Origin of the sequence: Caldicellulosiruptor changbaiensis, assembly GCF_003999255.1 — a bacterium.
GTDB lineage: Bacteria > Bacillota > Thermoanaerobacteria > Caldicellulosiruptorales > Caldicellulosiruptoraceae > Caldicellulosiruptor > Caldicellulosiruptor changbaiensis.
The window spans coordinates 1,980,805-1,995,647 of the sequence record NZ_CP034791.1 but is presented as its reverse complement, the minus strand read 5'-3'; the positions used below and the strand labels follow the sequence as shown (position 1 = coordinate 1,995,647).

The 14,843-nt window shown below is 34.2% G+C and carries 12 protein-coding genes and 1 tRNA gene; 9 read left to right on the top strand and 4 right to left on the bottom strand.

The genetic code is table 11. The features are described 5' to 3' along the window. Positions 1-375 precede the first annotated feature (375 nt). A tRNA-Arg gene (locus ELD05_RS09770) sits at positions 376-451 on the bottom strand. A 207-nt stretch (positions 452-658) separates the two neighbouring features. On the opposite strand from ELD05_RS09770, the gene ELD05_RS09765 reads away from it, so the two are divergent. The 5 genes from ELD05_RS09765 to ELD05_RS09745 all read left to right on the top strand — a co-directional run bounded on the left by ELD05_RS09765 (position 659) and on the right by ELD05_RS09745 (position 6,393). Further along, complete coding sequence (locus ELD05_RS09765; RefSeq protein WP_127352282.1) at positions 659-1,792, top strand: dienelactone hydrolase family protein; 1,134 nt, start codon at positions 659-661, stop codon at positions 1,790-1,792. Between the two features lie 22 nt (positions 1,793-1,814). Continuing rightward, positions 1,815-2,186, top strand: a complete 372-nt coding sequence (locus ELD05_RS09760) for a sensory rhodopsin transducer (RefSeq protein ID WP_127352281.1) — start codon at positions 1,815-1,817, stop codon at positions 2,184-2,186. Positions 2,187-2,211: 25 nt separating this feature from the next. After that, complete coding sequence (locus ELD05_RS09755) at positions 2,212-4,242, top strand: beta-galactosidase (protein WP_127352280.1); 2,031 nt, start codon at positions 2,212-2,214, stop codon at positions 4,240-4,242. Between the two features lie 158 nt (positions 4,243-4,400). Next, positions 4,401-5,648, top strand: a complete 1,248-nt coding sequence (locus ELD05_RS09750; protein WP_127352279.1) for a putative DNA modification/repair radical SAM protein — start codon at positions 4,401-4,403, stop codon at positions 5,646-5,648. A gap of 1 nt (position 5,649) precedes the next feature. Beyond that, positions 5,650-6,393, top strand: coding sequence for a TIGR03915 family putative DNA repair protein (locus tag ELD05_RS09745; RefSeq protein WP_127352278.1), 744 nt, complete (start codon positions 5,650-5,652; stop codon positions 6,391-6,393). A 110-nt stretch (positions 6,394-6,503) separates the two neighbouring features. Here ELD05_RS09745 and ELD05_RS09740 read toward each other — a convergent pair whose 3' ends face one another. After that, the gene (locus ELD05_RS09740; protein ID WP_127352277.1) at positions 6,504-7,574 is read right to left on the bottom strand and encodes a coiled-coil domain-containing protein; all 1,071 of its coding nucleotides are present in this window, start codon (positions 7,572-7,574) and stop codon (positions 6,504-6,506) included. 174 nt (positions 7,575-7,748) lie between these two features. On the opposite strand from ELD05_RS09740, the gene ELD05_RS09735 reads away from it, so the two are divergent. From ELD05_RS09735 to holA, 4 genes are all read left to right on the top strand, one after another. Then, positions 7,749-9,131: an NAD(P)/FAD-dependent oxidoreductase gene (locus ELD05_RS09735; RefSeq protein ID WP_039766934.1), complete on the top strand. Its 1,383-nt coding sequence runs from the start codon at positions 7,749-7,751 to the stop codon at positions 9,129-9,131. A gap of 97 nt (positions 9,132-9,228) precedes the next feature. After that, positions 9,229-10,068 (top strand): PHP domain-containing protein, encoded by an 840-nt coding sequence (locus ELD05_RS09730; protein WP_127352276.1) that lies wholly within the window; start codon positions 9,229-9,231, stop codon positions 10,066-10,068. Further along, positions 10,065-12,317, top strand: coding sequence for a DNA internalization-related competence protein ComEC/Rec2 (locus tag ELD05_RS09725; RefSeq protein ID WP_127352275.1), 2,253 nt, complete (start codon positions 10,065-10,067; stop codon positions 12,315-12,317). The genes ELD05_RS09730 and ELD05_RS09725 overlap by 4 nt, the downstream gene beginning before the upstream one ends. A 9-nt stretch (positions 12,318-12,326) precedes the next feature. Then, on the top strand, positions 12,327-13,331 hold the full coding sequence (gene holA, locus ELD05_RS09720) for a DNA polymerase III subunit delta (RefSeq protein WP_127352274.1): 1,005 nt from the start codon (positions 12,327-12,329) through the stop codon (positions 13,329-13,331). Positions 13,332-13,392: 61 nt separating this feature from the next. Here the strand turns inward: holA and rpsT are convergent, their stop codons facing one another. Then, a complete protein-coding gene (gene rpsT / locus ELD05_RS09715) occupies positions 13,393-13,692 on the bottom strand; it encodes a 30S ribosomal protein S20 (RefSeq protein WP_011916586.1) in 300 nt (99 codons plus the stop codon). A gap of 149 nt (positions 13,693-13,841) precedes the next feature. Then, positions 13,842-14,786 (bottom strand): L-lactate dehydrogenase, encoded by a 945-nt coding sequence (locus tag ELD05_RS09710; RefSeq protein WP_011916587.1) that lies wholly within the window; start codon positions 14,784-14,786, stop codon positions 13,842-13,844. Between the last annotated feature and the right edge of the window lie 57 nt (positions 14,787-14,843).

Here is a 14,843-nt window from a genome sequence, read left to right as displayed (position 1 = left end):
CACTTTTTTTATATTCTAACTTTTGTGGAATTGTGCTATATGAAAATTGTAGAGTTATCGAGAAAAAAGAAATTAAATAAGTTACAGACACAATTGATGAGATTTCAAAACTTCAAGAAGTTTAATACAGATCTATTTCTGATTTAAACACATAAAAAATGATTTCTCATAACTAAACTACACCGGCGAATTTAGTTTCCAAAGACCTCTTTGTGGAATAGCTGCGAAGTAATCCAGACGTAAAAGTTTAGTTGCCGCATATATATATTCACTTCTAAACTGCATACCAATTTCTGTTATTTTCTTATAGGTGTCAAATAGATGTCAATTTATTTGATTTGTTTATTTGTCAATTTTCTAAACCCTTTATATCTCTGGCACGCCCGGGGGGAGTCGAACCCCCGACCACAGGATTCGAAGTCCTACGCTCTATCCTCTGAGCTACGGGCGCTTCTCTTTTAAATTATTCATACTAAATTATAAAATCAAAAGTACAAAATTGCAACTTTTTTATTCATCTTAAAATCCTTATATCAATCTTAATATCTAACATGCTAAAATGGCTTAACAGCCATTGATTTTAACTGATATAATATAATAAAACTTGAGCGAAAAAATAAAAATTTATAAAGGCTAAGTTTGAAGGGAAAGTGTAAAAATGCTTAGGATTTTTGAAGAGTATTTTGGAATTCACAACAAACCGGATGCACATAATCCACAATGGGCATATGATATCTTAAACTCATATGATTTTGAATTCCAAAAAAATGTACTTGAAAAGCTACAATCTTTGCTTTATTTAAAGTTAGATTTGTGTTTTGTTGAAAAAAACAAAAAAGAGAGCTTCTATGAAGCCTTCACAGAAGAAATAGTAACAGCTAACCTAAATGGTATTGAATCAGAGGCAGCATTTTTAAAACCATCCAATTCAAGTCCACCTTATCCTGTTGTTGTAGTTTTGCATGACCATGGTGGATTTTATTACTACGGCAAAGAGAGAATCTTTATGGATGATAGTACACAGCCTTTTATAAGAGAGTACAGAGAAAAGTTTTATTCATCAAAAAGATGGGCTCTTGACCTGCTTGAAAGAGGGTTTGCAGTTTTCTGCCCTGATGCGTTTTATTTTGGGAAGAGAAGGTTCCCACAAGAGCTAATAAAGATATTTGTTGATAATAAAACCTATGAACAGCTAACAAGTCTTACTGAGGGTAGCTACGAATTTATTAAGCTTTTTAATAGGATTTCTTCTGAGCTTGAAGAGATAATATTTAAGAATATCAATTTTTATGGGACAAACTGGCCAAGTATCTTGATTAACGAAGACATTGCATGGCTAAATTATCTCTTGAAAAGAGAAGATGTTGATAAAAGTAGAATTGCGTGTATGGGGTTTTCCTTGGGTGGTTTTAGAACTTTATTTTTAAGCGCTTTGAAAAAAGAGATAAAGGCAAGCTTAGTAATAGCTTTTATGTCTGAGTTTTCAAAAATGCTGGGTCAAACTTCAAGGCATACATTCATGGTACATATCCCCAGCTTTACGCGCTTTTTAGACTTGCCAGATATAGCCGGGCTTATCCTTCCAAGAAAACTTTTTGTGATGCAGTGTAGCGAAGATTCTCTATTTCCAGTTGATGCAATGAAGAGTGCAGTAGCCAAGATTGAAGAGTATTATAGCAGAGCAGGCTGTAGACACAATTTTTCGTACAAATTTTATCCAAATCCTCATCAATTTAATTCATACATGCAAAAAGATGCGTTTGATTATTTGTTTTTAAATATTCAAAAATAAAAATGTTTGGGAGGTTTTGTAAATGAAAGCCTTGGGTAAGAAGGTATGGGTAATCCCTGATGGATATATTCCATCTGAGGGTTCAATGTCAATCCCTGGACATGAATGTTTGTGTATAGTGAATACTGGAGATGTTGATGCAAAGGTGAAACTCACAGTTTTTTTTGAAGACAGAGACCCAATTGAAAGTGATTATTTTGTTGTCAAGGCAAAAAGAACAATTCATGCATGGCTAAACAAATCAGAGCTTATAGGGAATCTTGTTATTCCAAAAGAAGTTCCCTACTCTTTGGTTGTTGAAAGTGACCAAAACATTGTTGTTCAGATGTCACGTTTAGACACACGATTGGGTAACATGGCGCTTTTGAGTGTCATTGGATTTCCACTTGAATAAAAACTAAAAAGGGGGCTTTGTTTCTATGGGCAAAATCAAATTGAAAAAATTCCTACACGGTGGAGATTATAATCCTGACCAGTGGACAGAAGAGGTATGGGAAAAAGATATTGAGTTTATGAAGTATTACAATGTAAATGCAGTGTCGATGCCAATATTTTCATGGGCTCAGCTTCAGCCAAATGAGGACAAGTTTACGTTTGAGTGGCTTGACAGAATAATTGATAAGCTCTATTCAAATGGTATTCACGTCATCTTGGCAACACCAACAGCTTCACAACCAGCTTGGCTATCAAAAAAATACCCTGATGTGCTGCCAGTTGATATCTATGGACGAAAGAGAAAGCATGGAGCAAGACAGAACTACTGTCCTAACAGCAAAAACTTCCAAGAGGCTGCAAAAAGAATTGTTGAAGAGATGGCAAAGAGATACAAAGACCATCCGGCAGTTATAATGTGGCATATAAGTAATGAATATGGTCCTTACTGCTACTGTGAAAACTGCGCTAAAGCCTTTAGAGAGTGGCTAAAAGAAAGATATAAAACATTGGATGAGCTTAACAAGAGATGGAACACAGCTTTCTGGGGACATACATTCTATGATTGGGATGAGATAGAAGTTCCATCGTATCTGAACGAAGAATATGAATATATGCCAGGCAGACAAAAAAGCTCATTCCAGGGACTTTCGCTTGATTACAAGAGGTTTATGTCAGACAGCCTTCTAAATCTTTATAAGATGGAAGTTGAGATTATCAAAAAATACATGCCAGATGTGCCTGTTACAACAAACCTTATGGGCCCATTTAAACCACTCGATTACCATAAATGGGCACAGTATATGGACGTAGTTTCGTGGGACAATTATCCTTCTATCAAAGACTCTCCACATTCTATAGCTTTCAAGCATGACCTTATGCGAGGTCTAAAAAGAGATCAGTCATTTATATTAATGGAACAGACACCAAACCAGACAAATTGGCAGTGGTACAATTCAGCAAAACGCCCTGGAATGATAAGACTTTTAAGCTACCATGCAATAGCTCATGGTGCAGATTCTGTTTTGTATTTCCAGTGGAGACAGTCGGTGGGGTCATGTGAAAAATTCCACTCTGCAATGGTACCACATGCCGGGCACTTGAATACAAGAGTTAGCAAAGAGCTAAAACAGATTGGCGATGAGCTTTTGCGCTTAGATGAGATTTTAGAATCAGTAAACAAGAGCGATGTAGCACTTTTGTTTGACTGGGAAAACTGGTGGGCACTTGAAGAGAGTATGGGATTTAGAAATGACATTTCGTATTTAGAGCACATTGATTCGTATTACAAGGCTTTGTACAAGCTGAAAACAAACATTGATGTTGTTGACCCAACCGAAGATTTATCAAGGTATAAACTTGTTGTTGCACCTCTTTTGTATTTGCTCGATAACAAGACTGCAAAGAATATAGAAGAGTACGTGAAAAATGGGGGAATATTTATTACTACGTTCCTTTCAGGTCTTGTTGATGAAAACGACAGGGTAATTCTTGGAGGATATCCTGGCTGGTTCAGAAAACTTTTGGGAATCTGGATTGAGGAGATTGATGCACTCTTTCCAGATATGAAAAACGCAATCATTCTTGAAAAGCCACTTGGAACACTTGATGGCAGGTATGAGTGTGACTTTATATGTGATGTCATTCACTTAGAAGGTGCAAAAGCGCTTGCATATTATGAGCAAGATTATTACAAAGGAATGCCTGCTATTTTGGAGAATACATATGGCAATGGCAAGGCAGTGTATATAGGTACAAGGCCAGAGCAGAGGTTTATAGAAGGACTTATTAAATACTATGCTGATATGGCTGGTGTAAAACCAATTTTGCCTGTACCAGAAGGTGTTGAGGTTACAAAACGAACAAAAGATGGCAAAGAGTATATTTTCCTTTTGAATTTCAATAACCATGATGTTTACATTGATTTGCCACAAGAGTTCTATGAACTGGTAACTCAAAGGACCTTAAGTGGCAAAGTAATGATGAGTGCAAAAGAGGTCATGATATTAAGAAAATAAAGCATTTTTTACCGCAATTCGCTAATTACATGGGGCTCTTCAAATTGTTTTTTGAAGGGTCCCAGTTTTTTTTGATGTGACCTAAACTATTGAAATAGAATATGTATTCGGTTATTATATAGTTATAAAGTCAAAGAATAAACAAAGAAGTGATTGAAATGGACATCCTTGAAAAACTTCAGATACTGGGTGCAGCAGCAAAGTATGATGTTTCTTGTGCTTCAAGCGGTAGTAAACGTGAAACAAATTATGGTATTGGTTCAACCTTTACAGCGGGTATTTGTCACAGCTGGACAGATGATGGCAGGTGTATATCTCTTTTGAAAATTCTTTTTACAAACGAATGCATCTTTGACTGTGCCTATTGTATTAACAGAAAGAGCAACGACATAAAAAGGGCAACTTTTACTCCTCATGAAGTTGCTGAGCTTACCATGAATTTTTACAAGAGAAATTACATTGAAGGCCTTTTTCTAAGTTCTGCTATCAAAAACTCTCCTGACTGGACAATGGAGATGTTGTACAAAACGGTATATCTTTTGCGACACAAGTATCAGTTCAATGGATATATTCACGTAAAAGCAATCCCATATGCATCACTTGATTTGATTAGAAAAACAGGGTTTTTAGCAGACAGAATGAGTGTCAATATTGAGCTTCCATCTGAAAAGAGCTTAAAACTTCTTTGTCCAAACAAGTCAAAAGAGAGCATTTTAAAACCAATGGAGTTTATAACAAAAGTAGGTGAGGAAGAAAGAAACTTTGTGTCAGCTGGGCAAAGTACTCAGATGATAATTGGTGCAACAGACGATAGTGATTATAAGATTATAAACTTAAGCCAGCATTTGTATAGAAAATTCAAGCTAAAAAGAGTTTACTATTCTGCTTATACACCTGTGAACAATGACCCAAGGATTTTGAGAGTAGAAAAACCACCTCTTTTAAGAGAGCATAGACTATATCAAGCAGACTGGCTGATTAGGGTTTACAATTTTTCTGCTGATGAGCTTTTTGAAAAGGATGAAAACCTTGATCTTGAAGTTGACCCAAAAGTTATGTGGGCGCTCAGACACCTTGATAAGTTTCCTGTTGAGGTAAACAAAGCAAACTATGAAGAGCTAATAAGAGTGCCGGGAATAGGTATAAAAAGTGCGAGAAGGATTATCAAAAATAGAGTATTTCATTCTCTTGACTTTGATGACTTGAAAAAAATAGGAGTTGTCTTAAAAAGAGCAAAGTTTTTCATAACGTGCAACGGTAAGACTTATGAAAGGCATTTGATTGACCTTCAGCCAGAAAAAATAAAATTGCAATTGACAGAAAAAGCAGTGGCTCAGCAAAGAATGCAGCAGCTTTCCTTTTTTGACAAAGAGGTTTTCACATCAGTGATAACTGGGGAGATTTAGAATGTATAATGTTTTTTTGTATGATGGGACATTCGAAGGGCTTTTAACGTGTATAGATGAGATTTTATCCACACATATTAATGAAGATGAAGTTGTCATTGTAGAAAAAGATAAATATCAGCCCATGTTTTTTGATAATCCAGTCTATGTAGCTTTGGATAAAAATAGAAGTCAGGAACTTCGGCAAAAGGTAATAAATGCTTCTGATAAGGTTACTTTTAAAAAGATATATTATTGTTTTCTATCTGAAGCTCAAAACAAAGAAACGTATATCTATAAGTATATAAAGCTTATTTTAAAACACGGCAAAAAAGTTAAGTATCTTTACCATGATGATGTTGTCAATTTTGTTGAAAAGGCATCCAAGAATGTAAGCAGAGAAATAGGAAAGTATATGGGGCTTATGAGGTTTAATGAAATAAAGGGTGGAGTACTTTATGCTCAATTTGAACCTACAAATGATATCTTGGTTCCCATTTCTTACTTTTTCAAAGAGAGGTTGAAGAGTTTCAAATGGATCATACATGACAAAAAAAGGAGCAAACTCTCGATTTATGATACCAGAATGATAAAGTTCCTCAATGGGATGAATTTAAATGCAAGCTTTTCAGATAATGAGAATTTGTATCAAAAGCTGTGGAAACTTTATTTCAAGACGATGGCAATTGAAGAAAGAAAGAATTTAAAATTACAACGGCAAAATATGCCAAAGAAATATTGGAAGTATTTGATAGAAAAAAATTAGGTGTATACCTTCTTAGGTAAGGTATACACCTATCTTTTTGTACAACAACCATATTATATATTATTTCTTCTTTATTTGAGGGGAGCAGTTTTTATATTTTGATATTAATCTCACTTTTTCTTTCCGTTACCTTTATTCTCATTCTTATTTTTTTCTTTTTCTCTCTCTTTTTCTCTATTCTGTTCTTCCTGAATGTTTTGATTCTTATTTAGTACCCGTTCTTTTTCTTTTTCTTTATTTTGTTCCTTTTGAATATTATGGTTCTTATTTTGAACTGGCAGCTTTAAAGAGTTCTTCACTATATTTTCAATCTTTGTCAAGATGTCTGTATATAAATTCTTAACTTCGGTAATTTTATCAACCTTTTGCTGATAGAGGGCAATTAACTCATTCAACGTAGCTACCATCTTGTTATAGTTATTTTCTTTTTTAGCTTGTTCATATTCTTTTGTCTTTATCTTTATTTGATTGTTTATTTGTTCTATTTGATATACCTTATCTTTTACAGTTGGCTGGACTTGGTCCGCTAAAAGCTTTATTTGGTAAACAGCTTGTGCCACAGTTGCTTCATTTTCATTTTTGTAAGCTTCTTGGTAGACTTTAAGGTCATTTAATTTTTGGGTAAGCTGTTTTGAGTACTCATCAATTTGTGAGGATGAAAGCTTTTTATTATTTATTTCTTTTTTAATTTGGGAAATTAGTTTATTTGCCTCATTGATTATCTTTTGCAGCTCTTGATTAAAGAACTTTTTGTCGTATCTTTGAGCAGCTGCGATATAACTGTTAATTTTTGCACGCAAATGATTTACCTCAGCGTTGATTTTATTAAATTTTGATTTCAGCTGATTGATTTGTAATATTAACTTGGAGATATTCTTCTTTTGTTCTTTTGTTAACTTTTCAGACTCTTTAATGGTTATATTATCATTGCTAATTGGTGGAATAACCTCTGGAGTGCTTACGCTATAAGTAGAGTTATAGGTTGTCGATGATGTTGAAGAACTGGTGGTGTTTGTAGTTGTTTGATAAGTTGAGCTTACTGTTGTGGTATACGTTGCACTGACTACAGTTTGATTATTTGTTGCAACTGATGAAGTTGTGTTTCCCTCTGCAAAAACAGGTAGTATTATTGAAAGTCCGAATACCAGAACTATTAGCAAAGTGACAAACTTTCTTTTCATAAGGAATAAACCTCCTTGTTAAATTTTCTCTTCTTAACTTATATAATACCCCATACATATATATTTTTCTTTTCTTTTATGTTAAAAAAGTGTGTAAAATTATGATAGACAAATGTCCCATTTTGATGTAATATTTCAAAGAGAATTTAAATTTCAAAAGGGTGAAAAACAGAAATGAAGTACGATGTTATCATTGTAGGAGCAGGTCCATGTGGTATATTTACTGCATATGAGCTTGTAAAACAAAACAAAGATGCAAAGATAATTATGTTTGAAAAAGGAAGAGACATTGAGTCACGTGAGTGTCCAAAAAGAATTACAAATGTATGCGCAAATTGCAAACCTTGCAATATAACAACAGGCTTTTCGGGTGCGGGGGCTTTTTCTGATGGGAAACTTTCGCTTTCTCCAAACGTAGGAGGAAGAATTCAAGAATATGTTGGCCAAAGCAAAGCGTATGAGCTGATAAAATACGTAGACAATATCTACCTTGAAAATGGGGCTGATACAAAGGTTTATGGCACGAATAGTCAAGTCATTGAAGAGATAAAAAGAAAGGCAACTGTTGCCAACCTCATGCTTGTTGAAAGTCCAATAAGGCATTTGGGTACTGAAGAGGCAAAAAAGATATATAAAAGACTTCAAGATTTTCTTTTAAACAACAATGTGGAGATAAAATTTAAAACTGCTGTCAAAGACTTGATAGTTGAAAATAACAAGGTTATAGGTGTTATAGCAGAGGATGAAAAAAGCTACTTTGGGAAAAATGTGGTTGTATGCGTTGGTCGTGAGGGTGCAAGTTGGCTTTCTAAAGTAATAGAAAAGTACAATATTCCGTGTGATAACAATAGAGTTGACATAGGTGTTAGAGTTGAAACACCTAATCACATTTGGAAGGGCATTACTGAGCACCTGTATGAAAGCAAATTTATTTATTATACAAAAACCTTTGATGACAAAGTAAGGACATTTTGTATGAACCCGGGCGGCTATGTTGCAGTTGAGCACTATGACAACTTGGCAGTTGTAAACGGCCACAGCTATAAGAACATCAAAAGCGACAATACAAACTTTGCATTGCTTGTCTCGAAACACTTTACAGATCCGTTCAAAGACAGTATAAAATATGGAAAGTACATTGCAGAACTTGCGAATATGCTATCTGGTGGCAAAGTTCTTGTGCAGCGGTATGGTGACTTTATTAGAGGAAGAAGGTCTAACGAAGAGAGAATAAGGAGAAACTCTGTTGTTCCTACATTGCAAGATGCAGTTGCAGGGGATTTGAGCCTTGTTTTGCCTTACAGAATTATGCTTGATATAAAAGAGATGATAGAGGCTTTAGACTATGTTGTCCAGGGTGTTGCGTCGTTTGACACTCTTCTTTATGGGGTTGAAGTAAAGTTTTATTCAAATGAAGTAAAAGTAAAGCAGAACTTTGAATGTACAACAATCCAGAACCTTTATTTTGGAGGCGATGGTGCAGGAATTACAAGGGGGCTTATGCAGGCAAGTGTAAACGGTGTTTTGATTGCAAGAGATATTGCAGCAAAGCTATAAAAAAATGATTTTTTGGCAGAGGTGGTCATTTTTTGACCGCCTTTTTCAATATTTAATATTTGCGATATAATAGTTTGGAAAAAGAGGTGAGAATGTTTTGATAGACTTGCACGTCCATACAACTTTTTCAGATGGAACATATTCGCCAGAGGATGTTGTTGAGCTTGCAAAGGAAAAGGGACTTTTTGCTATTGCAATTACTGATCATGACACAACAGATGGTGTGAAGATTGCTTTGAAAAAAGGACAGGAGATTGGTCTAAAAATTATAAGCGGGGTTGAAATTAGCGCAGATTTTGAGATTGAGATGCACATATTAGGACTTTTTATAGATGTTGACAATACTTTATTGCAAGAGAAATTAAAAATGCTTGAGGGATTCAGAAAAGAGAGAAACCCAAAGATAATAGAAAAACTCAGAAAAATGGGATACGACATTTCAATGGAAGATGTTGAGAAGGTTGCCTCAGGTGAGGTGATAGGAAGACCTCATATTGCACGTGTACTTGTTCAAAAGGGATATTTTGACAGTACAAAGGCTGTGTTTGAAAATCTTTTGGGTTTTGGAAAGCCTGCATATGTAAAAAAGGAAAAACTAAAGCCATATGAAGCAATTGGGGCTATAAAAGAAGCAAAAGGAATTGCCATCTTAGCACATCCTCACAAATATTTGTACCTTGAAGAGGGTCCAGAAAATGTATTCGAAGAGCTAAAAGAATATGGCTTAGACGGAATTGAAGTTTTTCATTCGGAGCACACAGAAAAAGAGACAAGAGAACTTTTGGAGATTGCAAGAAAGCTTGACTTTGTTGTAAGCGGCGGAAGTGATTTTCACGGAGCTAACAAACCTGATATTGAGATAGGAATTGGCAGAGGTAATTTGAATATAGAAGTAAGGATTTTAGAGGAGCTGGAAAGAAAGGTAGCAGGAAGATGAGAAGAGACGCTTTGTTTTTGGCTGTATTTCTAATTATTGGCATTATGCTTGGCAAAAATTTATCCACCATTAGTCTGTTATTTACTTTCCTTGTTGTATTGACATTTGGCTTTTTCACTTTAAATTTCTATTTTTTAAAAGAAAAAATTGATATGATTCTCTTTCTGTTAGCAATAGGTCTTTTTGTATATGCTTCTTTTAGAACATTTTATATCTTTAACTTTTTTGAGCCAGAAGTTTCCTTAGATAATAAAGAAGTTATTATTATTGGTAAGGTTTCTTCGTTTCCAGAGATTAGCAAGGACAAGGTTTCTTTTTATTTAAAGACAAGAGTAAATAAGAGGTATGTAAACATAAGAATTACCACTAATACAGGGAAAAATTTTTATTATGGAGATATTGTAAAGGTATATGGCAAATTGAAGATACCGAAAGGAAAGACGAGCAGGTATGGATTTGATTATAAGGAATACTTAAAAGCTAAAGGTGCTTTATATACTCTTTATGCTAAAAAGCTATATATTGTTTCTGCATCTCACAATATTCTAACTTATCTTAACATGTTCTCAAGCAAATTAAACCATCTTATAAATACTTCTTTTAAAACTGAAATATCATCACTTTTAAATGGTTTAATCCTTGGGAACAAATCTACAATTCCTGATGACGTTTACAAGGATTTTCAAAGAAGTGGGCTTGCGCATCTTCTTGCTGTTTCAGGTGGAAATGTGGGTGTGCTTTGTGCGTTTATTGAGGTTTTATTCAGAAAAGTTTTAAAAGTTTACGGAAGAGGAGTAAATCTGATAATAATTGGCATCATAGTCATATTTGCAATCATAACAGGTCTTTCTCCCTCAGTTGTGAGAGCCTCTATTATGGCAATAATATATTATCTTGGGAGGATAATATATAGAAATCCAGACACATTAAATAGTTTAGCAGTAGCCGCAGTTTTAATGCTGGTTATAAATCCTCTTTACCTTTTTGACATTGGATTTCAGCTCTCTTTTTTAAGTGTGCTCTCTATAGTAATTTTTTACAGAAGAATATATGAGTATTTTATAAAGGTCAAAGTTCCTACAAGTATATCTTCACTTTGCGCAGTTTCAGTCTCAGCCCAAATTTTGATTTTGCCACTTTTAGCTTACTACTTTTGTGAAGTTTCATTGATTTCCTTTTTGACAAATCTCATTGCAGTGCCCTTAGCAGGAGCGCTGGTACCTATAGGACTTGTGTATTACATACTTTTACTATTTGGAATAGACTTCATTGTGTTGAAGTGGGTGCTATTAGTAGTTGTCAAAGTTTTAATTTGGGTTTCCCAGCTTTCGCATATGAGATTTTCACATATAAAGATTGCATTTTGGGATGAAAGATTAATTATTGCCTACTACATACTTATTTTGTTCCTACTTTATAAAAAGGTTATTCCAAAATTTATAAAACTTTTAATGTATTCAACTATTTCAGCTCTTGTGCTAATATTTATTTTACAGGTAGTTATAAACTACAATAGACTAACTATCAGCGTGATTGATGTAGGACAAGGGGATAGCAATCTTGTAACATACAAAGGTTTTTCGATGCTCATTGATACAGGGCCGACCAACGAAGATTTTAGTTCTCTCAAGCGTATAGTTTTGCCATACATCTTGAAAAACAATGTCTCAAAGATTGATGTTTTGGTCCTTACACACAAACATAACGACCACATAGGTGATTTTGATTATCTTTTAAATGAGATGAAGGTGCGTGTAATTGTAACATCAAGAGAGGTTTATACTGAAAATATTGAAAAATTAAAAGGAAGATATGTGGTTTTAATTGATAAATTAAAAGGGTTTTCTTATAAAGACTTAAAAGTCTTTTTCTTTCCACCAATTGAACGGGACCCAAATTCGTCTGTGGTCACGAAGATTGTTTTGGGGAACTTCAGTATGCTTTTTACTGGAGATGCTTCTTATGAGTCAGAAAAAGAATATATAAAGAAATTTAACCTTCGGGCAACTGTATTAAAAATTGGTCATCATGGTAGCAATACTGCAACATCTGAAGAATTTTTGGAAAGTGTTGCTCCAAAGGTGGCAGTGATATCTGTTGGAAAGAACAACATATTTGGACATCCGTCGGAGGATGTTTTACAAAGGCTTAAAAAGAAAAAGATAAAAGTATTCAGGACAGATTTAAATGGTACAATTAAAATAGTAAAGACCAAAAATGAGGTTTTAATAAATCCTTATATGAGGTGATTTTTGAAAATGGACAAGTCAAAAGAGATAATAAAAGAGTTAAACTCTCAGCTTCTAAAAAAAGAGTTTAAAAAGATTTATCTTTTTTATGGTCAAGAGATTTTCCTCATAGATGAGTATACAAAAAGAATAAGTATGACAATTGTAAATGGCAATATAAACAACATTATAAAGTTTGATGGCGAGGAGGCAAACTACAACGATATCATAAACGAGATGATTTCAATATCATTTGATTTACAGCCACGAGTTTTGATATTCAAAAACTTTTTCAAATTCAGCACAACAAACTCAAACTTGAATCTCTCTGCTATAGTTGAAAGACTAAAAGACTTTAACAGTGATAAAGTTTATATAATTTTTAAAGAGTATGAAGCAAGAGAAAATAAATTGTTCAACAGTTTAAAGTCAATAGCATTTTCTGCTGAGTTTACAACTCCTTCTATGCCAGACTTGATAAAATGGGTTCAAAACATCATGGCAAAGGAAGGCAAAGTTATCTCAGAGAACATGGCACAGGAGATTATTGTGCATTACAACAAAGATATGATGCTCATATACAATTACTTGCAGGTGCTCATTTCATACCTTGGGAAAAGGAGTAAAGTTATGCATGATGACATTTTAAAAACTTTAACAGATAATCCACAGGATCACATCTTCCAGATGCTTGACGCTTTTGCGACAAAGGATGTTGAAAGTGGTTTTAGGTATTTAAAAGAACTTTATCAACTTAAAACAAGTGTGAGCAAGATTCTTGCTCTTATTCTTCGTCATTTTAAAATACTTGGAATGATGAAAGAGTTGCAGGAGACAAATAAAAAACAGATTGCAAAACAGCTTGGTATACTTGAGTTTTTTGTTGACAAGTATAAAAAACAATCTGAAGCGTTTACATTAGACAAGATTAGAAATATTATCCAAAGAACAATTGAATATGAATACATGATCAAAAGAGGACAAATTGATGACGAGACAGCACTTGAGATGCTTTTGTACCAGATTGTCAAATAAAAAGGTAATAAAAAATATAAAAAGGCTATCCAATAGAGAATAGCTGGACAGCCCTTTTTCTTTATTGAGCTTTCTTTTCTGGTTGTGGTGTAGACAAAGCAGCATACTTGTTGATTAGCTTCATTAATCTTGACTTCTTCCTTGAGGCATTGTTCTTGTGGATAACACCCTTTGCAGCTGTTTGGTCAATTAGCTTTGCAGCTTTTGAATAGAGCTCTTTTGCCTTTTCAATGTCACCTGCTAAAAGTGCTTTCTTTACTTCTTTGATAGCCTTTTTCATCTTAAACTTTTGAATTTTATTCTCAATAGTTCTGCGTCTTATAACTTTTATCTTCTTTTTTGCAGATTTTGTATTTGCCAACCCTTTTCACCTCCACTCAAAATTTAAGACTAATTGCTATTTTACCACGAGCAAAATAAAATTGCAACAGATGTCTTACCAGAAGTTAAAACAAAAAGGGTAAGGCTTTTAACCTTACCACCCATTACAAATTTATAACCGAACTTAATCTAAATATCAAGAGAATTTATTACGTTTTTGATAATTTGTGCAGAATTTTTTAGTTTTTCTTTTTCTTCATCTGTCAAAGGTATATCAAAAACTTTTGCAACTCCATTTTTGTTCACAATTGCAGGAAGTGACAAAGCAACATCCTTTATCCCATATACATCATCAACTACTGAAGACACAGGCAAGATTGAGTTTTCATCTCTTATAATTGCTTCAACAATTCTTCTTACTGCTAAAGCAATTGCATAGTAAGTTGCTCCTTTTCTTCCAATTATTTCATAGGCAGCATTTCTGACCTTGTTGAATATTTCCTCTTTGACCTCAGGTGAGCAGTTCTTACCGCATAACAGACACTCTTGCATAAAATTCACACCACCGATGTTTGTGAGACTCCATGCTGCAATCTCGCTGTCTCCATGTTCACCTAATATATATGCATGAACATTTCTCACATCAACTTGGCAATGCTGTGCCAAAAGATATCTAAACCTTGAGCTGTCTAAAACGGTCCCAGAGCCCAAAACCTGATTTTTTGGAAACCCTGATACTTTATACACAACGTATGTCAAGACATCAACTGGGTTTGTCACCATCAGCAATATGGCATCCTTTGTATATTTAATAATATTCTCAACAATCGATTTTGTAACCTGTGCATTTTTCTTTGTCAAATCAAGCCTTGTCTCACCCGGCTTTTGATTTGCACCAGCTGTTATAATCACTATATCTGCATCTTTGCAATCTTCATAATCGCCCGCCCAGATTTTAACTGGCTTTACAAAAGATATTCCATGATTTAAATCCATTGCCTCTCCTTCAGCTTTTGCGCGGTTCACATCGATCAAAACAAGCTCTGTTGCAAGTCCCGCATCCATAATTGCAAAAGCTGTTGAAGATCCAACAAAACCAGTACCAACAATAACAATTTTACCAGGTTTTCTCACAAAGTATTCCTCCTATTTTATTGAACTTTTCTAGCTTAATTTTACCCTCAAAATAAG

Bases quoted from the DNA above. Each gene is read 5' to 3' on its own strand.
- ELD05_RS09765 (WP_127352282.1), top strand. From the start codon at position 659: ATGCTTAGGATTTTTGAAGAGTATTTTGGAATTCACAACAAACCGGAT.
- ELD05_RS09760 (WP_127352281.1), top strand. From the start codon at position 1,815: ATGAAAGCCTTGGGTAAGAAGGTATGGGTAATCCCTGATGGATATATT.
- ELD05_RS09755 (WP_127352280.1), top strand. From the start codon at position 2,212: ATGGGCAAAATCAAATTGAAAAAATTCCTACACGGTGGAGATTATAAT.
- ELD05_RS09750 (WP_127352279.1), top strand. From the start codon at position 4,401: ATGGACATCCTTGAAAAACTTCAGATACTGGGTGCAGCAGCAAAGTAT.
- ELD05_RS09745 (WP_127352278.1), top strand. From the start codon at position 5,650: ATGTATAATGTTTTTTTGTATGATGGGACATTCGAAGGGCTTTTAACG.
- ELD05_RS09740 (WP_127352277.1), bottom strand. From the start codon at position 7,574: ATGAAAAGAAAGTTTGTCACTTTGCTAATAGTTCTGGTATTCGGACTT.
- ELD05_RS09735 (WP_039766934.1), top strand. From the start codon at position 7,749: ATGAAGTACGATGTTATCATTGTAGGAGCAGGTCCATGTGGTATATTT.
- ELD05_RS09725 (WP_127352275.1), top strand. From the start codon at position 10,065: ATGAGAAGAGACGCTTTGTTTTTGGCTGTATTTCTAATTATTGGCATT.
- holA (WP_127352274.1), top strand. From the start codon at position 12,327: ATGGACAAGTCAAAAGAGATAATAAAAGAGTTAAACTCTCAGCTTCTA.